The sequence below is a fragment of the Streptomyces sp. NPDC046557 genome, from assembly GCF_040645975.1.
Taxonomy (GTDB): domain Bacteria; phylum Actinomycetota; class Actinomycetes; order Streptomycetales; family Streptomycetaceae; genus Streptomyces.
The window spans coordinates 90,490-110,285 of record NZ_JBEYZH010000013.1; the positions used below are offsets into that span (position 1 = coordinate 90,490).

Sequence of the window (19,796 nt, forward strand, 5' to 3'; positions counted from 1 at the left end):
GTCACTCGTTCCGCGCATGCGGGGAGGGCGCTGCCCCCGCCCTCCCCGCACACGCTACCCAGTTCTCGGGGCTCAGCCGCCGAATCCGGCGGTCTGCCGCCAGATCCGGCCATCGCGGACCACAAGTGTCCCGAACGCGTGCTCCGGTTGTCCGTTGAGGTTCATGATCGCCCGGTAGAAGATCGTGTCCTCGGTCTCGATGTACTCCTGGAGTTCGACGAGCGTGGGCTTGACCGAGAGGTAGCCGGTGAACGTCTCGCGCACGGCCTCGATCCCCACCGAGGCCCCCTCGAAGCGCAGCAGCACCGCGTCGTCCGTGTAGTTCTTCATGACCGCCTCGATGTCGAGGGCGGCCAGCGCCTCCATCTGCCGGACGAAGACGGGGTGCAGCTTGGAGATGTCGTACGTGGCCATGTTCGACTCCACTCTTTCAACGGGAACGGGCTCAACGGGAACGGGCTCAACGGGAACGGGCTCAACTGGTGCCGCGACCGGCTCAACCGGCCGGAGCGGCTGCCGCGGTCGTCCGCGGCGGGGTGGCGAGCGGCAGCCGCACGACCATCCGGGTCTCTCCCGGACGGGAGCGGGCCGTGATCGACCCGTGGTGGCGCTGGGTCACGATCCGGTAGCTGAGGTGCAGCCCCAGGCCCGTGCCCTTCCCCACGTCCTTGGTGGTGTAGAAGGGTTCGAAGATCCGCGGCAGGACCTCCTCGGGGATGCCGCGGCCGGTGTCGACGACCTCCACGACCATGCAGACCCCCTCGGCCCGGGCCCGCAGGGTGAGGGTGCCGGCGCCTTCCATGGCCTCCGCCGCGTTGTCGACGAGGTTGGTCCACACCTGGTTCAATTCGCCCGGATAACCCGTCAGTTCGGGCAGGTCGGGCTCGTACTCGCGTACCAGGGTGATGCCGGAGAGCTTCGACCGGAGCACGACCAGCGTGTTCTCCAGCCCGCCCGTCACCGGGAAGCGCTGTTCGGGGGCCCGGTCGAGGTTGGCGTAATCGCGGGTGGCGGCGACGAGCTGGGAGATGCGCGGGCCCGCGGCCCGCAGTTCGGCGGCCAGGGAGCGGATCTCCAGCAGCGCCGCCAGGTGGTCCAGGGCGGCGGGCAGGGCCGGCTCGCCGATCCCCTCCAGCCGCTCCAGCAGCCAACCCAGCTCCAGCCCGAGGTCCGAGACGCCCGCTCCGAGGAGTCCCGGCCGCTCGGTGCCCGCCTCCTCGGCCCAGTCGGCGATCTCCTCCTCGGCGTCCGCCTGCGCCAGCGGGTCGGCGGTCTGCGGCGGCGGCAGCTTGTCCAACTCGTCGGTGAGCCGGTCCAGCAGGGAGCGTTCGGGCCCCGAGGCCGCCGCGCCCCAGGCGTGCGCGGTGCGGGTCAGCCGCTCCAGGGCGGGTGCCAGCTCCTGCGCCGCCCGGGCCACCGCTGCCGCCGGGTTGTTCAGCTCGTGCGCGAGCCCCGCGGCGAGGGTGCCGAGCGCCTCCACGGTGGCCCGTTTGCGGGCCTGCACCTCGGACGACTTGATCCGCCAGGCCAGTACAGGCAGCAGGACGGCCGCCACACCGTGGCAGCGGGTGAGCATCTCGAAGAACACCGGCTTCGGGTAACCGACGACGGTGGTCGCGGGACCGGACGCGGACGCGGTGGCCACGTAGGAGCCGTCGGTCAGCAGCGGCAGCTCCCCCGTGAAGCGGTGCGCGGCGGAGGGTTTGCCGTCGTGTTCCTCGGCGGCGGCGCTCTCCTCCTCGGTGGAGTGGCGGGTGAGCACCTCCTCCCGGCCGTCGATGACCTTGGTGACGACGAGTCCGCCGGCGAGGAGCACGTGGAAACAGGTGGCCTCGTCACCGTCGCGGAAGAGGACCTCGCCGTCGCTCAGCACCCGGGGTTCGGAGACCGACACCAGCCAGTCCAGTTGTTCCTCGGTGAGACCGGCGAAGATCTCCAGTTCGCGCAGGGCCGACCGCAACTCCGGGCCGCTCATGCGGTGCTCCCCTCTGCCCTGGTACGGGCCGACAGCCGCAAGGTCACGATCAGGGCCAGCGCGCACACCCCGGCGACGGCGGTCATGAAGCCCACGGAGGTGCGGTGCAGACCGTGGATGTTGGTGAGCATTCCGGCGAGTACCGACGGGACGCTCATGGCGAGGTAGGCGAACACGTAGACGGCTGCGGTGAGTTCGCCGCGGTGGGCGGGATCGGCGAGGGTGCTGAGGGCCCGGAAGGAGCCGAGGAAGGCGGCACCCCAGCCGGCGCCCAGCACGGCCGTGGCGATGAGGAAGACGGGGGCCGAGCCGAGTCCGAGCGCCAGCAGCACCAGCGCCAGGCCGGCCAGCAGGCCCAGCAGTCCGACGACGGCGGTGCGCAGCGCCTCGGTACGGCCGAGCAGCAGTTGCGCGGCCGTCGCGGCCCCCGCGAGCAGGGCCACGGTGGCGCCGCCGACCAGGTAGTTGGTGCTGCGCAGCAGGGACAGGGCCAGGTGCGGGCCGAGCGAGAGGTAGAAGCCGCCGACCGACCAGACGGCGACGATGGTGAGCACCAGGACTGCGAAGCGACCGCCCGCGCCCGGCGGTATCCGGATGCGGTGCGGGGCGACCCGGAAGCGGCCGCCCCGCAGCCCCGGTGCGCTCTCGCCCATTCGGACCACCCCGACCAGGGTGAGCGCGAAGGCCCCGACCAGCAGGGCGTAGCTGAGTACGGTCGGGGCGGGCCCGTACTGGACGAGGAGGCCGGCGCCCAGGCCGCCGAGCCCGATGCCCACGGTGGGGCCCGCGCTGTTGACCTGGGCCCCGAGCGCGGGTTTGGAGCGCGGGGTCAGTTCCAGCAGCGCCGCGCCCATCGCCCCCGTGGCCAGGCCGACAGCCAGCCCCTGCACGGCGCGGGCGGCCAGCAGCAGCCCGAGCCCCTGGGCCCCGGCGAACAGGCCCATGGACACGATCGCGAGGACCAGCGCCGCACCGAGCACGGGCCGCCGTCCGAGGGTGTCGGACAGCGACCCGAACAGCAGCAGCCCGGCCAGCACGGTGACGGCGTACAGGGCGAAGACCACGGTGATGGTGCCCGAGGACAGGCCCCACTTCTGCTGGTAGAGCACGTAGAGGGCCGACGGCACGGAGGAGGAGAGCATCAGCAGCACGAGGACGGCACCCACCACCCAGAAGCCGGTGCCTCCGGTCCCACCGGCCGGCCGGCCGGTCCGGTGCGCGATGTCCCCCGTGGTCGTCTTGGTCGGTTCGGCCACTGTCGTCAACTCCCCCGTGTCGGACGGTGATCAGGCGAGCGCCTGGGCCCTCGCCAGCGCGCGGGCCGTCAGGACCCCCGCGAGATGGCCGAGGTACTCGGCCGAGGTGCCGCGGCCCGGGACGAACAGTTCCCGGGGTTCGGCGCGGAAGGCCGCGAGCACGTTGTCCGTCGTGTACGGGCCTCCGCGCAGCCGGTCCTCGACCCCGCGCAGGCGCAGGGCGCGGGCGGTGGCTCCGGTCACCGCGATGCGGGGGCCGTCGGCGGTGACGCGTACGGCGGTCGCGCACAGCGGGTAACGGGTGGCCCGGTCGGCGCTCTTCTCGAAGGCGGCGGCGGATCCGCCGGCCGGCACCAGCAGCGCCGTGATCACACGGCCCTGCGGCACCCCGGAGGCGGCGAGGTCCTCGGCCGTCACCGTCGACCGCCCCCGCGGACCGGCCAGTTCGACCTCCGCGCCGGCGGCCATGGCCGCCACCGGCAGGTCGGTGGCCCGGCCGGTGGCCGCCAGGTTCCCCCCGGTGGTGCCGAGGTTGCGAGCCTGGGGGTCGCCGTTGGCGCGGGCCGCGGCGGCGATCTCCGGGGCCCGGGCGAGCACCAGCGGGTCCGCGGCGAGTTCGGCGAGCGTGGTCAGCGCCCCGATCCGCAGCGTCCCCTCCGGCGTCGTTTCGACGCCCCGCAGTTCCTCCAGGTGCCGTACGTCGACCAGCAGGCGGGCCCGGGCGGCCCCGGCCCGGAGGTCGGGCAGCAGACTCTGGCCGCCCGCCAGGGCCAGCGCCCCGGGGGTTCCGAGGAGGGTCAGCGCCTCGTCCAGACCGACGGGCCGTACGTAGTCGAACTCGGTCAGGATCACTGGGCTTCCCCTCTCAGGCGGCGCCAGACCTTCTCGGGTGTGAGGGGCATGTCGATGTGCCGGACGCCCAGGTCGGAGAGGGCGTCGACGACGGCGTTGACGACGGCGGCCGCCGGCGGCACGGTGGCGATCTCGCCGGCCCCCTTGGCGCCGAGCGGGTTGTGCGGGCTGGGCGTGGTCGTCTTGTCCAAGGAGAAGAAGGGCACGTCGGCGGCGCGCGGTAGGGCGTAGTGGCCCAGGTCGGCGCTGACGAGCCGGCCGTCCTCGCCGTATTCGGCGATCTCCATCAGGGCCTGGCCGAGGCCGTGCACGATGCTGCCCTCGATCTGGCCGAGGACGATCTTCGGGTTGCCGATGTGGCCCGCGTCGTCCACGGCGGTGTAGGACACCACCTCCGTCTCGCCGGTCAGTTCGTCGACCTCGACCACCGCGACGTGCGTGCCGAACGGGTAGTTGAAGTCCGGCGGGTCGAAGTGGGTGGTCTCGTCCAGGGCGGGTTCGATCTCGGGGGGCAGTCCCCAGCCGTACCACATGGCCATCGCCAGCTCGGCGAAGGTCTTCGCGTTTTCCTCGTTGCCCTCTTCGTGGACACCGCCGTTCGCGTAGAGGACCTTGTCCTCGGGGACACCGAGGAAGACGGCGCCCGCCTTCACGAGCTTCGCCTTGAGCTTGCGGGCGGTGAGGGCGACGGCCGGCGCGGCCATGCTGTAGGAGCGTGAGCCGTAGGTGCCCTGCCCGTACGGCGCCTTCTGCGTGTCCCCCTCCAGCACCTGGACCTGCGCCGGGTCGATGCCGAGCTCGTCGGCCGCGACCTGGGCGAAGACGGTGCCGTGGCTCTGGCCGGTGGAGGCGGAGCCGACGGTCACTGTGACCTCGCCGGTGGGGTGGACTCGGATGTTCGCGCTCTCCCAGGTTCCGCCGAGCATGCCCTCCTTCGACATCCGGGTGGAGGGGCCGACCCCGCAGATGGCGACGTAGGTGGCCAGGCCGACGCCGAGGCGTTTGCCGCGGGTGCGGGCCTCGGCCTTGCGGGCGGGCATGTCGGCGTATCCCGAAAGCTCCACTGCCCGGTCGAAGTTGAGCTGGTAGTCCCCGGAGTCGTAGGTCCAGCCGAGCCCGTTGTCGTACGGGAACTTCTCCTTCGGCACCAGGTTCTTGCGCCGCACCGCCGCCGGGTCCATGCCGATCTCGGAGGCGTACCGGTCGACGAGGCGTTCCATCAGGAACGCGGCCTCCGCGCGTCCGCTGCCGCGCTGGGCGCCGAGCGAGACGGTGTTGGTGAAGGCGGCGTAGACCTCGCAGAAGGCGGCGGGGATCTCGTACATTCCGCTGATGGAGCGTCCCATCAGGGCGGTGGCGACTCCGGGGCCGATGGTGGAGGGGTATGCGCCCAGGTTGGCGTAGCTGGTGGCGCGGACGGCGGTGATCCGGCCGTCGCGGGTGCCGGCGAGGGTGACGTGCTGGCGGTGGTCGCGGCCCTGGACGGTGGAGTTCATCAGGCCGGTGCGGGTGTCCACCCACTTCACGGGCCGGCCGAGCGCCTTGGACAGCAGCAGGACCAGCGCCATGTCGGGGTAGAGGTAGCCCTTGGTGCCGAAGCTTCCGCCCACGGTCGGCGCGATCACGCGGAGCTTGTTGAAGGGGATGCCGAGGACCAGGGCGGAGAGCAGGAAGCGGTGGTTGTGCGGGCCCTGGGTGGAGGCGTAGAGCGTGTACTCGCCGGTGGCCGCGTGGTAGTCACCGACCGCGCCGCGGGGTTCGATCGGGCTGTTGATGGTGCGCTGGTTGACGAGGTCGAGTTCGACGGTGACCTCGGCCTCGGCGATGGCCGCGTCGGTGCGGTCCTTGTCGCCGCAGGTCCAGTAGGCGTTCAGGTTGCCGGGCACGGCCTCGTGCAGTTGGGGCGCGCCTTCGGCGAGGGCCTCGTCGGCCCGGGTGACCACGGGCAGCGGTTCGTACTCGACGGCGATGGCGGCGAGCGCGGCGGCGGCCTGGCGCGGGGTCTCGGCGACGACGACGGCGATCGGGTCGCCGACGTGCCGGACGGTGTCACCGGTCAGGACCGGGCGGGCGCCGGGAAGTCCGTAGGGGTGGGGCGGGAAGTGGCTCTCGACCCCGCCGGGTATCCAGATGCAGGGCAGCGGCATGACGTCGGTGAAGTCGGCGGCGGTGGCCACTTGCAGCACGCCGGGCAGTTGTTCCGCGGCCTTGGTCTCGATGGACAGGATCTTCGCGTGGGCCACCGGGCTGCCGAGGATCGCCATGTGGGCGGTGCCCGGCAGGTCGATGTCGGCGACGTACGTGGCCTCGCCGCGCAGGAGTTGCGGGTCCTCCCTGCTGTCCAGCGGCTGTCCCAGCACTCCGTTGCCCTGGAGAGCGCTCTCCCCCGTTACTGCTGTCATCGCCTCACACCTCCTGTCCGGACGCGGCGGTGGCCGTGGCGGTCGCGGTGGCGGTCGCGGTCGCGGTGGCGGGTTCCTCGGCGCGGGCGGCCGAGCAGGCGCGCTGCACTCCGCGCACGACGCTGTGGTAGCCGGTGCAGCGGCACAGGTTGCCGGTGAGCCACTCGCGGATCTCGGGCTCGGTGGGTGCCTCGCGGTCGGCGGTGTTGTCGACGAGTTCGCCCAGGGCCATGACCATGCCGGGGGTGCAGAAGCCGCACTGGGTGCCGTGCTCCTGGCGCAGGGCCTCCTGGAGGCCGGTGAGTTCGCCGCCGGGGGTGGTGACCCCCTCGATGGTGGTCACCCGGGAGCCCGCGGCCGAGGCGGTGAGGATCAGGCAGCTCTTGACGGACCTGCCGTCGAGCCGGACGACGCACGAGCCGCACTGGCCGGTGTCGCAGCCGACCTTGGTCCCGGTCAGTCCGAGGCCGTCACGGAGCCGTTCCACGAGCAGTTCGTTCGGCGGGGCCGAGAACTGCTCGGGTCTTCCGTTCACGTTCAGTGAGAGATCCATGCGAGCGCCTGCGCTTCCGTGAGCGGCCGGTTGTAGAGGGGTCCGCCGGGCTGTTGGAGGATTCCTCCGGAGTGCAGCGGGCCGGTGTCGACGGGGGCGAATCCCAGATCCGAGATGATTCCCGCGACGATTTCCTTCGCTTTCCCGTCGTCGCCCGCAGTGAAATGGGCCAGTCGTTCGCCCGGTGCGGTGCCGGCCACGGCGAGAGTCTCGAAATGCATGGTGTTCAGGGATTTCACGACGCGGGCGCCGGGATACCAGTCGGCGACCAGGTCGCTGGAGCCGCGGCCGCCGAGGTCGGCGGGGGTCCCGGGGCCGCCGAACGCGTTGGTGGCGTCCACCAGGACCTTGTCCTGTACGACGTGCGGCGGCAGCAGCCCCCGTACGCTATCGAAGGGCACCATCAGCACCACCAGGTCGGCCCGGCCGGCGGCCTCGGCGGGGTGCGCCGCCGAGGCCGTGGGGCCCAGTTCGGCCAGCAGCGGGGCCAGGGCCCGCGGGCCCCGGGCGTTGGCGAGCACGACCTCGTGGCCGGCGGCGACCAGGATCCGGGCGAGGACCGTGCCGATCCGTCCGGTGCCGATGATGCCTGTCCGCATTGACGCTCCTCAGTCCATGCCGATCCAGACCGACTTGGTCTGGGTGTAGCTCTCCAGGGATTCGGGCCCGCACTCACGGCCGTAGCCGGATGCCTTGTAGCCGCCGTAGGGCACGGAGGGGTCGTACTGGTTGTAGCAGTTGACCCAGACGGTGCCCGCCTTGATCTGCGAGGCGACCCGGTGGGCGCGCCGCAGGTCCTTGGTGTGCACCCCGGCGGCGAGGCCGTACGCGCTGTCGTTGGCGATGCGTACGGCGTCCTCCTCCGTGTCGAACGGGATGATCGACAGGACCGGCCCGAAGATCTCCTCCTGGGCGATCCGCATCCCGTTGTCGACGCCGGTGAAGACGGTCGGCAGGAAGTACAGGCCGCCCGACAGGCCCGTGGAAGCGCCCTCGGGCGTCCACCCGCTGCCGCCGGTCCGCAGGACGGCGCCTTCCTTCTCGCCGACCTCGATGTACGAGCTCACCTTGTCGAACTGGCCCCGGTGGGCGAGCGGCCCGAACAGGGTGGCCGGGTCGCGGGGGTCTCCGGGCTTGAGGGCGGAGGCCCGCCGCACCAGCCGTTCGACCATCTCGTCGTGGATGGGGCGCTGGAGCAGCAGCCGGGAGCCCGCGGTGCAGATCTCGCCCTTGTTGTAGTAGATGCCGAAGAAGGCCAGTTCCTCGGCGGCGGCGAGGTCCGCGTCGGCGAAGACGATGTTGGCGGACTTGCCGCCGAGTTCCATCGTGACCTTCTTCAGGGTGCCGGCCGACTTGCGGATGATGGCCTGGCCGACGGCGGTGGAACCGGTGAAGGCGATCTTGTCGATGCCGGGGTGGTCGGTGAGGGTCTCCCCCAGTTCCACGCCCGGACCGGTGATGACGTTCAGCACCCCGTCCGGGATCTCCGCCTCCTGGAACAGCTCGGCGATCTTCAGGGCGGTGAGCGGGGTGGCAGGGGAGGGCTTGTGGACGACCGTGTTGCCCGCGGCGAGGGCCGGGGCGATCTTGGTCATCGAGAGCAGCAGCGGGAAGTTGAACGGGGTGATGGCGCACACCACGCCCAGCGGTTCCCGCAGGGTGTAGGCGAGCTGGCCGCCCGCCGGCGCGCGGGAGGAGCCGTCGACACGGGTGACCGCGCCCGCGTAGTAGTGCATGAGCTGGGCGGCCATGGGGGCGTCGACCGTGCTGGAGAAGGCGAACGGCTTGCCCATGTCCACCGTCTCCAGCAGGGCGATCTCCTCCAGGTCCCGCTCGATGAGCTCCCCGACCCGGTTCAGCCGCAGCGCGCGTTCCTGGGCGGACAGTCTGCTCCACGGACCTTCCTCGTACGCCGCGCGGGCGGCGGCCACGGCCGCGTCCGCGTCGGCGGCGGTGGCCTGGGCCACCGGTACGATCTCCCGCCCGTCCACGGGGCTGACGTCCGGTTCGGTCCGGCCGTCCTGGGAAGGGACCCATCTGCCGCCGATGAAGAGCTTCCCGGGGTTGGCGAGGGGCTGGCCGCTCAGCTCACGCTTGGTCATGGCTGCCTTCCGTGTCTGGGGTGCGGGGGGCCTGTCAGCCCTTCGCGAGCTGCGCTAAGAAGGTCTCGGCGAGGGCCTTGGAGGAGTACGGGTTCTGGCCCGTGGTGAGCTTGCGGTCGACGACGACGTGGGAGTCCCAGATCGCCTCGGCCTTCTCGTAGCGGGCGCCGAGTCTGGTGAGTTCGGCCTCCAGGATCAGCGGGAGCCGGCCGGCCATGTTGGTGACGAGTTCCTCGCTGTGCGAGAAGGCCGTCATCCGGTAGCCCTCGAACGGCCAGCGGCCCTCGCCGTCGCGGAGCGCGAGGAGCGAGGTGTGGCCGTGGCAGACGGTGGCCAGCGGCTTGTCCTGGGCGATGGCCCACCGCAGGATCTGGGCGAGTTCGTCGGACTTGGGCAGGTCCCCGATGGCGCCGTGGCCGCCACTGACGTAGATCCCGTCGTAGTCGGCGATGTCCTTCTCGCCGAGGGTTTCGAGCGCGATCGGGTTCTGCAGCTGCGGGGTGTCCTCGATGACCCGGACGTACTCGGCCGCGTTGGCGGCGTCTTCGTCGGGGGAGCCGGCGGGCCGGACCCATTGGAGGAACTGCGGGTCGATGCTGGTCCGGTCGACCGTCGGCGCCCGGCCGCCGATCGTCGCCACGTCCACGGTGTGGCCTGCGGCGCGGAAGAGGGTGTAGGGCACGACGAATTCCTCGGCCCAGAATCCCGAGGGGTGCTGTTCCCCGTCGAGCAGATGGAGCGTGGCCTTTGCCGTCATGACGACGAGGATCTTCATGACTGATCTCCTTGTTCTGGAATCGCTGCCGATTCAACACGCCGCCCGCGAGGGGCGTAAGGGGGGAGCGTCAGGCGCGCGATACTTCGTCACGTGCGTCCAGCGCCGAGATGATGGTGCGGAATTCACCGACCAGGGGGTGGTCGGGATGGGCTTCTGCGAATATGCGCTCGCCGTACAGAGCGGCCATTTCCGGTACGTACGGAAGGATTCCGGCCAGGGGTGCGCCGTAGACCTCCTCGGCGCGCCGGCGGGCGTCCACCCGGTCGACGCCCTCGGGGGCCATGCTCAGGACGAGCGCCCGCCGACAGGCCAGCCGCCCGGCGAGGGAGATGGTCTCCTCGACCCCGGAGAGGTCGACGCGGTCGGCGCGGGCCATGATCAGCACCACGTCGGCACTGGCCATGGCCGTCACCGACTCGTTGTTGAGCCCGGCGTGGGTGTCGAGCAACAGGACGTCGAGCGCGTAGTACTCGGCCAGCCGGTCGAAGCCCTCCGGGAGCAGCCCCACGTCGTAGCCCGTGGACATGAGCTCGCGCAGGGCCGCGGTCCCGGTCCGGGCGGGTACGACGTACAGGCCGGGCACACCGGTCTTCTGGGCCGCGGTCTCGATCTCGCAGCGGCCGAGGAGGTAGTCGGCGAGCGAGCCGGCGCCGGGGCCGATCCGGAACAGCAGGTCCAGGGTGGGCGACTGGATGTCGGTGTCGACCACCCCCACCCGGCGTCCTTCGGCCGCGATCAGCAGCGCGAGGTTCGCCAGTACCGAGGACTTGCCGGTACCGCCGCGGTGGGAGTGCACCACGATGGTCCGGGTCATCAGGCCGCCGCCGTTCGGTCGGCGTGCGGCCCCCGCGCCGCACGTGGCCGGTGCAGGGCCAGCATGGTGACGTCGTCGTGTTGTTCGGCGGTGCCGGTGTGCTCGCGCACCGCCAGGTCGATCCGGTCGACGACGTCCTTGCCGCTCACCGGGGGGCCGGCGAGCAGTTCCAGCATCCGCTCGTCGCCGAGGAAGGTGCCGCGCGGACAGCGGGCCTCGGGTACTCCGTCCGTGAACGCGAAGAGGGTGTCGCCGGGGTTCAGTTGGGCGTAGCCGAGGGTGTAGACGCAGTCGGGCAGGACGCCGACGGCGGGCCCGGTGACGTCGAGCGGGACGGGTACGTCGCCGGAGCCGGACAGCAGCAGCGGCGGGTTGTGGCCGCCGTTGATGTAGACGAGGCTGCCGGTGAGCGGGTCGAGCACGCCGAAGAACAAGGTGGCGAAGTAGCCCTGCCGCAGGTGGTTGCGGGTGAGGTAGCCGTTGGTCGCGGTGACCGCGTTGAGCAGCGGGGTGGCGCCGACGACCGGGGTACGGCGGCTGCCGCCCGTGCGGCCCGCCGCCATCAGGTGCTGGAGTCCGCTGTTCTCGGCGGTGTGCCGCAGCAGCGAGCGGATGAGGGCCATGAAGAGGGCCGCTCCGACGCCCTTGTCGCAGACGTCTGCGACGACCACCGCGAGGCGGCGGCCCCTGGACATCTCGAAGACGTCGTAGAAGTCCCCGGCGACCTGCCGCGCGGGCCGGAAGCGTACGTCGATCTCCCATCCCGCCGGAACGGGCAGCGATTCGGGCAGGAAGCCGGCCTGGATTTCCCGGCCGATCTCCAACTCCTTCTCATATCCCATCAGTTCTGCGCGGGCGTCCGCCTCGCGCAGGGTTCGGCCGAGCCCGGCCCGCTCGGAGCAGCTGTGCAGCCGGGCGCCGACCAGGGCCGGCAGGAACGGCGGTACGAGGTAGTCGTGACCGAGCCGTACGTGCTGCTCCAGGGCGGCGAACTCGGACACGGTCCACACGACCACGATCGGGGCCCCCGCCCAGCGGCGCAGCCGGCGGACGGCCATCCGCACGCTCTCGCCGTCGGCCTCGGCCGGGGCGAGCAGCACGTCCGCGACGGGCAGCACTTCCAGTGGGCCGCGCAGCAGTTCCGTCAGGGTGCGGGGGACGAGTTCCGCGTCCATCAGCCGGAGTGCGTCGAGCAGTTCGGGCGTCGGAGGCGGGTACTCGTCAAGGATGATCACGGTCGTGGAGGGCATGGGTCCGTCCCCTCAGCCTGCACAGTCAGCGGCCCTCACGGTCAGGGTGCTGATGTTTCGGCCGTCCATGCGTGCGTAGCCGAATTCGTCCACGCTGGTGAGTGCCAGGTGGATGCCGAGACCGCCGACCCGCCGCCGTTCCGGGGGGATCCCGGTGGCGGGGGGCAGACAGCCTTCGACGGGGTCGAAGGGAGGTGCGGCGTCCTCGATGACGATCCGCACCCCGCCGGGACCGGAGTGGCCGCGGACGGTGATGCGTCCGCCGCCGCCCCGGTACCCGTGCATGATGACGTTCGTGGCCAGCTCGTCCACGGCCAGCCGGATCCGGTAGGTGGCCTGCTTGTCCAGGCCCGCCCGGCCGGCCAGCCGCAGGACGAACGCGGCGATCTCGCCCAGTGCCCCGACCTTCGCGGGCACGTCCAGCACCGCGGGCTTGCTCGCCAGTTCGACCATGTCGCCCACGGCCGTCAGTCGTCGGAGAGCTGGATGCTCCGGTCCAGTCCGGCGGTGCGGATGGTCCGGGACACGGGCTCGATGGCGCCGACCACCTTGATGGTGACGTGGTCGGCCACCTTCTGTTGGGCGAAGACCAGGGAGCGCAGTCCGGCGCTGGCCATGTAGCCGACGCCGGCCATCCGGATCTCGACGGTGCTGGTGCCGTGGCCCGCGGCCTTCTCGATGGTCTGGTGGAAGTCCGGGGCCGTCTTGGCGTCCAGCTCGCCCGCCAGTTCGATCACGGTGGTGTCGCCCTCGATGCTCAGGGACACGGAAAGCGGCATGTCAGGTCTCCTTCGGTCAGAACGTCCCGGTCGTCTCGGGCTCGTTCGTGCGGCCCACGAGGATCACGACTGAGCGGGGGCCGATCAGGTACTTGCCGGCGTTGTCCAGCTCCTGTTCCGCACCGGGGGTGCGGATGTCGTACGGCGCCTCGGCCGAGGTGTCGGCGAACAGGTGCCAGGTCCGCCCGCCCGGCAGGGCGGGCAGTTCCAGGTCGTGCGGCTCCCAGTGCGCGTTCATGGCCACGTACACCACGTCGTCGTCCCCGGTGCCGCAGCGGGCCACCGCCAGCAGCCGGCTGTCCTGGGACCAGTCGGGCTGCCAGGCCCGCTCCCCGTGCCAGCTGATGTCGGGCAGCCCGAGGGCGTCCCGCATCTGTCCGGTGGGGTGGGAGGTGGAGCGCAGTTCGCGGTGGTGCTTGCGGAAGGCGATCAACTCCCTCGTGAACCGGAGCAGTTCGGTGTTCTCGTCGACCTGGTCCCAGTCGAACCAGGACAGTTCGTTGTCCTGGCAGTAGCTGTTGTTGTTGCCCTGCTGGGTGCGCGCGACCTCGTCGCCGGACAGCAGCATCGGGATGCCCTGGCTGGTGAAGAGGATGGCCAGCGCGTTCTTCATCTGACGCAGGCGCAGTGCGTTGACCTCGGGGTCTTCCGTGGGGCCCTCGGCCCCGCAGTTCCAACTGGCGTTGTCGTTGCCGCCGTCGTTGTTGCCCTCGCCGTTGGCCTCGTTGTGCTTGTCGTTGTACGAGACCAGGTCGGCGAGGGTGAACCCGTCGTGCGCGGTCAGGAAGTTGACCGACGCCGAGGTGCCGCGGCTGGAGTAGAGGTCGGGCGAGCCCGCGACCCGGGTGGCGAGTTCCCCGGTGACCCCGGGGTCGCCCTTGAGGAAGCTGCGGACCGTGTCGCGGTACTTGCCGTTCCACTCGGCCCAGCGGCCGTAGGCGGGGAAGTTGCCGACCTCGTAGAGGCCGCCGGCGTCCCATGCCTCGGCGATGAGCTTGGTGTGTCGCAGGACCGGGTCGAAGGCCAGCGATTCCAGCAGCGGCGGGTTGGGCAGCGGCGTGCCGTCCGCGGAGCGGCCGAGGATGGCCGCGAGGTCGAAGCGGAAGCCGTCGATGTGGTAGTCGGCGACCCAGTGGCGCAGGCAGTCGAGTACGTAGTTGCGCACCACGGGGTGGTTGCAGTTGACGGTGTTGCCGGTGCCGCTGAAGTTGAAGTAGTACCCCTCGGGCGTGAGCATGTAGTACGTGGCGTTGTCGAGCCCCTTGAAGGAGATCGTCGGGCCCTGCTCGTTGCCCTCGGCGGTGTGGTTGAAGACGACGTCGAGGATGACCTCGATGCCGGCCGCGTGCAGGTCCTTGATCAGTGTGCGGAACTCGTCGCCCTGCATGCCGTAGCGTCCGGTGGCCGCGTAGCCGGCCTTGGGCGCGAAGAAGGCGATGGTGTTGTAGCCCCAGTAGTCGTAGAGCTTTTCGCCGGTCTCCGGGTTGCTGCGCGGGTTGTCGCTCTCGTCGAACTCGAACACCGGGAGCAGCTCGATGCAGTTGATCCCGAGTTCCTTGAGGTACGGGATCTTCTCGCGCAGCCCGGCGAACGTGCCGGGCGCCGTGACCCCCGAGGAAGGGTGCCGGGTGAAGCCGCGTACGTGGGCCTCGTAGACGACGAGGTCCTCGGCGGGGATCCGCAGCGGGGTGTCGTGGCCCCAGTCGAAGTCCTGGAGGCAGACCCGCGAACGGTACTGGTAGCCGCGGCTGCGGTCCGGTTCCACGCCCCATACGTCGCGGCCGGCGATCAGCCGTGCGTACGGGTCGGAGAGCACCTGGCGGGCGTCGAAGCGATGGCCGGTGACGGGGTCGTAGGGGCCGTCGGCCCGGTACCCGTACTCGATGTTCTCGTGGTCGAGGCCGAAGACCGTCATCGCGAAGACGCTGCCGGTGCGGAATTCGTCGGGGAACTCCAGTTCGGCCATCGGCTCGGGCTCGCCGCGCTTGTAGATGACCAAGGTCATGGAAGTGGCCTGGTCGGAGAAGACGGAGAAGCTGACCCCGCCGGGGACCACGTTGGCTCCGAAGGGGTAGGGCTTGCCGGCGCGGACCCGGTACCCGCCCACCTCGTGGGTGGGGTAGGCGTCGACGCGCAGCACCTGTTCGGTCGTGGATTCGCTCATAGCGCTGCCTGGGCCTTCGCGGTGGCCGCCGCCGCCTCGCCGGTGGAGAAGAAGTCCAGGAAGCCGGTGGCCGACATGACGAACCGGACTTCCTCGCTCACCCCGTACAGGGTGACGGCGACCCCGGCGTGCTGGGCCTCGCGGTAGACGACGAGCAGGGTGCGCAGGCCGGCGCTGGAGACGTAGGTGACGGCCGTGAGGTCGATGCGCAGCGACCGGCCCTCGCGGACGAGCGGCAGCAGTGCCTGGAGCAGTTGCCCCGAGGTCTCGCTGTTGATCTCGCCGGTGGCGACGAGCACCGTGCCGCCCTTGTTCCGGCGTTCTTTCACGTGAAGAGTCATTGTCTTCTTCCCCTCATGGTGGGGCGCCCCCCGTTGGGCATTACCTGGTGACCGGCCGAAGCCGGACCTTGACCTTGACCCGGCCCTGGACGTCGGGCAGCCGGACCGTGAGGCCCTTCGCGTCGAAGTCCGTCCACGGCTTCTCGTCGATCTCGACGGACGCGACCTCGACGGAGCCCGCGGGCAGGAGGTCGGGCGAGACGCGCAGGACGCGGTCGGGCAGATCCGTGGGGTCGGGCTGGAAGTGGAAGTCCATTTCCCGGCCGTTGATGAGCAGGTTGTTGTAGACGGCGGAGAGGTAGCAGAGTTCCGCCGAGTGGTACATGGACATCGAGTGGCTGCCCTTGAGCCGCTCGGTGCCGAGCAGGTAGGGCGTGCCGCTGGCGAGCACGTTGAAGTAGACGGCTCCCTCGTCGTGGTCGAGGAAGAAGGTGTTGTAGAACGCCTCCGCCTGCCGGGCCTCGCGCAGGAAGTCGTCCCCGCCGGTCGTGCCGTTCAGGATGAGGTAGGCGAGGATCGCCTGCTCCTGCTGCCACCACGCCTTGCGGTCGTGCCAGGCGAAGCGGTACGACTCCTCGTCGCCCTCCTTCACCCGCTCGACCACGTCGTACCAGCCGCCGCGCTGGCGGTCGCTGCCGACGGCGGGCATGATCTCGCCGATCTTGCGGGCGAGTTCCTCATAGGCCGGCTTGGCCTTGAGGGAGTTCATCCGCATCAGGTTCCAGGCGATCTTGAGGTTGTGGCCGACCACGGCGCGGTTCTGCTGCCAGCTGTGCGTCGTGTCGTGCGACCAGTCGCGGTAGAAGCGCTCCTGGACGAAGGGGCTGTTCTTGTAGTCCGGGAACTTGTCCGCGATGGTGTCGAAGGTGTACTCCAGGAAGTCGGCGTACTTCTGGTCGCCGGTCGCCAGGTACAGGTTGATCAGGTAGGCGGGCGCGTGGTCGCCGACCGAGTTCCAGTTCTTGCGCTCCGCGTTCTCGCCCAGCGACTCGTGGTCGGCGCTGAAGAGGATCGGGTCGATGTGTGAGTAGTAGCCGCCCAGTTCCTCGTCCTTGAAGAACTTGTCGAACAGTCGGATGGTGGCGTCCGCGTCGTTCTTGATCCGTACGTCACCGGTGACGCGGTACGTCTGGATGGGGCCGGCCAGGGCGTAGATCTGCTCGTACATCGGGATCGCGTCGTAGTCGTCGGAGAACTCCGAGGTGAACAGCTTGCGTTCGCTGTCCCCGTCGACGCGGATGCCGTGGTACCAGAAGACCACGTCCTCCTCGCTGTCCACGACCCGCATGTGCTTGCGCAGGTACTCGGTGCCGCGTTCGGCGACCTCCAGGTACTCGTCCTTGCCGGTCAGCAGGTAGGCGGAGGCCATGCCGTAGACCAGACGGGAGATCGTGTCGGTCTCCTGGACGTGGCTGGCGGTCTTGTCGCCGCCGAGCCGGATCTCGGTGCGGTACTGGGCGAAGTCCACCGGTCCGTCGCCGAACTGGGCCCGCTTGTAGAAGTCGGCCAGCGACTCGATCTGCTTGATCCACCAGCTGGGCTCCTCGAACCGGTAGTCCTCGGCGCTACGGCCGAGGAAGACCAGGCGCTTGGCGTCGAAGCGCCCGCCCGACTCCGGGTAGTGGACGCCGTAGACGAACAGGAGCCGGCCCGCCGAGAGCATCTCGTCGATGTGTCCGGAGGCGTCGATGTACGGCTCGTCGAGGTTGCGGACCAGCTCTGCGCTCGGATCCCCGGCCAGCGACACGTCGAACTCGCGGCCGTCGGAGGTCTTCAGCCGCAGCAGCCGGCTGTGGGAGTCGAAGCGGACGACGTAGCCCGCGATCGTGTCGGAGAAGGAGAAACCCACGGCGTCAGCCATGTTTCACACACCGTCCTTGTCGTGAGAGCTGTCGTCCTCGTATCCCTGGCTGACCTCGACGATCACCCCGTCGGGATCGCGGACCCACACGGTCCGCCACCCGCAGATGAAGTCGTCGAAGTCCAGCGGCCCCAGGGTCACTTCCGCCGCGTCGCCCAAGTCCGCGAGGAACGCGTCCACGCTGTCGGTCTGGAAGGCCAGATGGCGCATCCGCCCCGGGCCCTGTGGCCCGTCTCCCCCGGCCGTGTCGGTGGGGACCCCCGGTGCGGGCCGGGCCGGTTCGCTGTCGGCCGCGAAGAGTTCCAGGTACGCGTCCCCCTTGCGCAGGAACACGATCTGCGACTCGCCGAGGTCGACCACCCGGGCCCGGGCGAAGCCGAAGTACCGGGTGTAGAACTCCTCGGTGGTCTTCTGGTCCGTGCAGTTCAGGCCCACGTGGGACCAGACCATCCGCCGCATCAGCCGGCCCCCCGGCCCCGCCCCGCCGCGATGAGCTCGATGATCCGGCGGGCGAAGAGGTGGTGGTGGGCGCCGGTGCGCCCGGTGACCAGGTCCCCGTCCACCACCACGTCCTCGTCGACGTACTGGGCGCCCATGTTGCGGACGTCACCGATCAGGTTGTTATGGCAGACGACCTTGCGACCGCGGACCTTGTCGGGGATGGAGGCGGCCAGCCACATGCCGTGGCAGATGATCCCCTTGAGGACCGTCGGCTCCTCGAACGCCCGGCGCAGCAGCTCCGCGGCGGGGGCGAGGACGTCCACGTCCTCGGTGTAGCGCAGCCGGTCGGCCACCATGCCCGAGGGCACGATGATCGCCGCGTACCGGCGCAGCTCCTCGTCGCTCAGCCCCTCCAGGGACTTGTCGGCGGTGAACGGCGCCCGGTATTCGTGGCCGGTGAAGGTGATGGAGTCGTTGCCCCACAGCCGGGTCAGGAAGTCGACCTCGGCGCCCTCCTCGGCGAACCGGCGTCCGTAGTAGAAGATCTCGGGCTCGTAGAAGTCGCTCTCGACCAGGACCGCGATCCGGGTCCCGGACAGCGCGCCCTCGCGCAGTACGACGTCAGGCACGTGACACCCCCCTCAGGAAGTCCGCCGCGCGCTCCGCGATCATCGCGATGGCGGTGTGGCAGTTGCCCGACGGGACGGCGGGCATCACGCTCGCGTCGACGACGCGCAGGTTCCGTACGCCGTGCACCCGCAGTTCCGGGTCGACGACGGAGAGGTCGTCGATGCCCATGCGGCAGGAACCGGCCTGGTGGTGGTAGCTCTCGGACTTCTGCTTCACGAAGGTCCGCAGGTCCTCGTCGCTCACGTAGCCCGGCCCGGGCTGGAGCTCCTGCTTGTACCAGGGCGAGAACGCCGAGGTCGCGAAGAGCTCCCGGGCGAGTTTCACGCCCTGCACCATCCGCTCCAGGTCCCACCGGTCGCCCAGGTAGTTCGGGTGGACCAGCGGGTGGGCCAGCGGGTCTGTGCTCGCGAGCTTGATCCAGCCGCGCGAGACGGGCCGTACGACCCCGGGCAGGATACTCACCGTGTTCGGGTGGTCCTGGCCGACGATCACGTCGAACGGCACGTGGACGAAGGCGATCTGGAGGTCGGGCGCGGGCAGGCCGGGTCGGGAGGACAGGAACAGAGCGCTCTCCGACAGGTTCTGCGCGGGTGCCGGCAGTTCCTGGGTGACCTCGGCCATCAGCCCGGTCAGGACGTGGTTGTGGAAGTTCTCGCCGACCCCGGGAAGGGCGGCGGTGACCCCGATGCCGTGTTCGCGCAGCTGCTCGGGGTGCCCGATGCCGGAGAGCAGCAGCAGCTTGGGGGACTCGATCGCCCCGGCGGCCACGATCACCTCGCGGCGGGCCCGTACGGTGTGCGTCCCGGGTCCCGTGGCGGCGCTGTGTCCGTCGCCCACCACCCGGCCCGGGATCGGGGCGGGCGGTGCGAGCCGCACGTACTCGACGCCGGTGCAGGTGTCCCCGTCGAAGAGCAGCCGGGTGGTCTGCGCCTGGGTGCGCAGGGTCAGGTTGGACCGCTCCAGCGCCGGCTCCAGGTAGGCGGCGAGTGCGCCCTGGCGGCGGCCGTCCGCGACGTCGATGTGGTGCCAGCCGGTGCCGAAGAGTCCGCGCCGGGGCCCGTCGGTGTTGAAGTCGGCGATCTCCCGGTGGCCGAGCTCGACCGCCGCGTCGATGAAGGCGCGGGAGGTCGGGTTCGGGTGGTGCCGGCCGGCGTGGGTGATGCGCTGCGGGCCGTCGGTGCCGGTGGTGGCGGCCGTGGCGTCCTCTTGACCCTCCAGGAGGGCGAAGTAGGGCAGCACGTCCTCGTACGCCCAGCCCGCGGCGCCCTGGTAGGCCCAGTTGTCGAAGTCCGAGGCGTGGCCCCGGATGTGCATCATGATGTAGAGGTTGCTGCTGCCGCCGGGGGCCTTGCCGCGCGGTTCGTACGTACGGCGGCCGTCGAGCCCCGGCTGCGGGACGCTGGTGTAGCCCCAGTCGACGGGTCCGCCCAGCAGCTTGTACCAGGAGGACGGATCGTCCACCTCGGGCGGGATGCGGTCGCCGCCGGCCTCCAGGACGAGGACGGAGACGTCCGGGTCCTCGGAGAGCCGGTTCGCCAGGACGCTGCCGGCGGTACCGGACCCCACGATGATGTAGTCGTACTCATCTCTCGCCATCA

Annotated in this window: 19 protein-coding genes; all 19 read right to left on the minus strand. The window is 70.6% G+C overall.

Annotated features, from left to right (window positions below; all coding sequences use genetic code 11):
* Positions 1-72: 72 nt before the first annotated feature.
* The gene (locus ABZ934_RS21930; RefSeq protein WP_361315721.1) at positions 73-414 is read right to left on the minus strand and encodes a nuclear transport factor 2 family protein; all 342 of its coding nucleotides are present in this window, start codon (positions 412-414) and stop codon (positions 73-75) included.
* A gap of 82 nt (positions 415-496) precedes the next feature.
* Entirely contained in the window at positions 497-1,975 is a 1,479-nt protein-coding gene (locus ABZ934_RS21935; RefSeq protein ID WP_361315724.1) for an ATP-binding protein, read from the minus strand.
* On the minus strand, positions 1,972-3,231 hold the full coding sequence (locus ABZ934_RS21940) for an MFS transporter (RefSeq protein WP_361315727.1): 1,260 nt from the start codon (positions 3,229-3,231) through the stop codon (positions 1,972-1,974). The genes ABZ934_RS21935 and ABZ934_RS21940 overlap by 4 nt, the downstream gene beginning before the upstream one ends.
* A 30-nt stretch (positions 3,232-3,261) precedes the next feature.
* Positions 3,262-4,083, minus strand: coding sequence for an FAD binding domain-containing protein (locus tag ABZ934_RS21945; RefSeq protein WP_361315730.1), 822 nt, complete (start codon positions 4,081-4,083; stop codon positions 3,262-3,264).
* Positions 4,080-6,485 (minus strand): xanthine dehydrogenase family protein molybdopterin-binding subunit, encoded by a 2,406-nt coding sequence (locus tag ABZ934_RS21950; protein ID WP_361315732.1) that lies wholly within the window; start codon positions 6,483-6,485, stop codon positions 4,080-4,082. Before ABZ934_RS21950 ends, ABZ934_RS21945 begins: the two co-directional genes overlap by 4 nt.
* 4 nt (positions 6,486-6,489) lie before the next feature.
* Positions 6,490-7,038 carry a (2Fe-2S)-binding protein gene (locus ABZ934_RS21955; RefSeq protein WP_361315734.1) on the minus strand — a complete coding sequence of 183 codons (549 nt, stop codon included), beginning with the start codon at positions 7,036-7,038 and terminating at the stop codon, positions 6,490-6,492.
* Positions 7,023-7,637 carry an NAD(P)-binding domain-containing protein gene (locus tag ABZ934_RS21960; protein ID WP_361315736.1) on the minus strand — a complete coding sequence of 205 codons (615 nt, stop codon included), beginning with the start codon at positions 7,635-7,637 and terminating at the stop codon, positions 7,023-7,025. Before ABZ934_RS21960 ends, ABZ934_RS21955 begins: the two co-directional genes overlap by 16 nt.
* Positions 7,638-7,646: 9 nt before the next feature.
* Positions 7,647-9,140 carry an aldehyde dehydrogenase family protein gene (locus tag ABZ934_RS21965; protein ID WP_361315739.1) on the minus strand — a complete coding sequence of 498 codons (1,494 nt, stop codon included), beginning with the start codon at positions 9,138-9,140 and terminating at the stop codon, positions 7,647-7,649.
* 34 nt (positions 9,141-9,174) lie between these two features.
* Positions 9,175-9,915 (minus strand): type 1 glutamine amidotransferase domain-containing protein, encoded by a 741-nt coding sequence (locus tag ABZ934_RS21970; RefSeq protein ID WP_361315741.1) that lies wholly within the window; start codon positions 9,913-9,915, stop codon positions 9,175-9,177.
* Positions 9,916-9,985: 70 nt separating this feature from the next.
* Positions 9,986-10,732, minus strand: a complete 747-nt coding sequence (locus ABZ934_RS21975; protein WP_361315744.1) for a MinD/ParA family protein — start codon at positions 10,730-10,732, stop codon at positions 9,986-9,988.
* The gene (locus ABZ934_RS21980; RefSeq protein ID WP_361315747.1) at positions 10,732-11,982 is read right to left on the minus strand and encodes a PP2C family protein-serine/threonine phosphatase; all 1,251 of its coding nucleotides are present in this window, start codon (positions 11,980-11,982) and stop codon (positions 10,732-10,734) included. Before ABZ934_RS21980 ends, ABZ934_RS21975 begins: the two co-directional genes overlap by 1 nt.
* A gap of 12 nt (positions 11,983-11,994) precedes the next feature.
* Positions 11,995-12,435, minus strand: coding sequence for an anti-sigma regulatory factor (locus tag ABZ934_RS21985; RefSeq protein WP_361315845.1), 441 nt, complete (start codon positions 12,433-12,435; stop codon positions 11,995-11,997).
* Between the two features lie 14 nt (positions 12,436-12,449).
* Positions 12,450-12,761 (minus strand): STAS domain-containing protein, encoded by a 312-nt coding sequence (locus tag ABZ934_RS21990; protein ID WP_361315750.1) that lies wholly within the window; start codon positions 12,759-12,761, stop codon positions 12,450-12,452.
* Between the two features lie 16 nt (positions 12,762-12,777).
* The gene (glgX, locus tag ABZ934_RS21995) at positions 12,778-14,925 is read right to left on the minus strand and encodes a glycogen debranching protein GlgX (RefSeq protein ID WP_361315752.1); all 2,148 of its coding nucleotides are present in this window, start codon (positions 14,923-14,925) and stop codon (positions 12,778-12,780) included.
* Entirely contained in the window at positions 14,922-15,254 is a 333-nt protein-coding gene (locus ABZ934_RS22000; protein WP_361315755.1) for an STAS domain-containing protein, read from the minus strand. The genes glgX and ABZ934_RS22000 overlap by 4 nt, the downstream gene beginning before the upstream one ends.
* A gap of 52 nt (positions 15,255-15,306) precedes the next feature.
* Positions 15,307-17,127: an AGE family epimerase/isomerase gene (locus ABZ934_RS22005; RefSeq protein ID WP_361315758.1), complete on the minus strand. Its 1,821-nt coding sequence runs from the start codon at positions 17,125-17,127 to the stop codon at positions 15,307-15,309.
* A gap of 3 nt (positions 17,128-17,130) precedes the next feature.
* Positions 17,131-17,586: a VOC family protein gene (locus tag ABZ934_RS22010; RefSeq protein WP_361315761.1), complete on the minus strand. Its 456-nt coding sequence runs from the start codon at positions 17,584-17,586 to the stop codon at positions 17,131-17,133.
* Positions 17,586-18,197, minus strand: coding sequence for a DJ-1/PfpI family protein (locus ABZ934_RS22015; RefSeq protein WP_361315764.1), 612 nt, complete (start codon positions 18,195-18,197; stop codon positions 17,586-17,588). The genes ABZ934_RS22010 and ABZ934_RS22015 overlap by 1 nt, the downstream gene beginning before the upstream one ends.
* Positions 18,190-19,794: a GMC oxidoreductase gene (locus ABZ934_RS22020; protein WP_361315766.1), complete on the minus strand. Its 1,605-nt coding sequence runs from the start codon at positions 19,792-19,794 to the stop codon at positions 18,190-18,192. The genes ABZ934_RS22015 and ABZ934_RS22020 overlap by 8 nt, the downstream gene beginning before the upstream one ends.
* Between the last annotated feature and the right edge of the window lie 2 nt (positions 19,795-19,796).

Coding starts and splice junctions, on each gene's coding strand:
- ABZ934_RS21930 (WP_361315721.1), bottom strand. CDS start 414: ATGGCCACGTACGACATCTCCAAGCTGCACCCCGTCTTCGTCCGGCAG.
- ABZ934_RS21935 (WP_361315724.1), bottom strand. CDS start 1,975: ATGAGCGGCCCGGAGTTGCGGTCGGCCCTGCGCGAACTGGAGATCTTC.
- ABZ934_RS21950 (WP_361315732.1), bottom strand. CDS start 6,485: ATGACAGCAGTAACGGGGGAGAGCGCTCTCCAGGGCAACGGAGTGCTG.
- ABZ934_RS21955 (WP_361315734.1), bottom strand. CDS start 7,038: ATGGATCTCTCACTGAACGTGAACGGAAGACCCGAGCAGTTCTCGGCC.
- ABZ934_RS21960 (WP_361315736.1), bottom strand. CDS start 7,637: ATGCGGACAGGCATCATCGGCACCGGACGGATCGGCACGGTCCTCGCC.
- ABZ934_RS21965 (WP_361315739.1), bottom strand. CDS start 9,140: ATGACCAAGCGTGAGCTGAGCGGCCAGCCCCTCGCCAACCCCGGGAAG.
- ABZ934_RS21970 (WP_361315741.1), bottom strand. CDS start 9,915: ATGAAGATCCTCGTCGTCATGACGGCAAAGGCCACGCTCCATCTGCTC.
- ABZ934_RS21975 (WP_361315744.1), bottom strand. CDS start 10,732: ATGACCCGGACCATCGTGGTGCACTCCCACCGCGGCGGTACCGGCAAG.
- ABZ934_RS21980 (WP_361315747.1), bottom strand. CDS start 11,982: ATGCCCTCCACGACCGTGATCATCCTTGACGAGTACCCGCCTCCGACG.
- ABZ934_RS21985 (WP_361315845.1), bottom strand. CDS start 12,435: ATGGTCGAACTGGCGAGCAAGCCCGCGGTGCTGGACGTGCCCGCGAAG.
- ABZ934_RS21990 (WP_361315750.1), bottom strand. CDS start 12,761: ATGCCGCTTTCCGTGTCCCTGAGCATCGAGGGCGACACCACCGTGATC.
- glgX (WP_361315752.1), bottom strand. CDS start 14,925: ATGAGCGAATCCACGACCGAACAGGTGCTGCGCGTCGACGCCTACCCC.
- ABZ934_RS22005 (WP_361315758.1), bottom strand. CDS start 17,127: ATGGCTGACGCCGTGGGTTTCTCCTTCTCCGACACGATCGCGGGCTAC.
- ABZ934_RS22010 (WP_361315761.1), bottom strand. CDS start 17,586: ATGCGGCGGATGGTCTGGTCCCACGTGGGCCTGAACTGCACGGACCAG.
- ABZ934_RS22020 (WP_361315766.1), bottom strand. CDS start 19,794: ATGGCGAGAGATGAGTACGACTACATCATCGTGGGGTCCGGTACCGCC.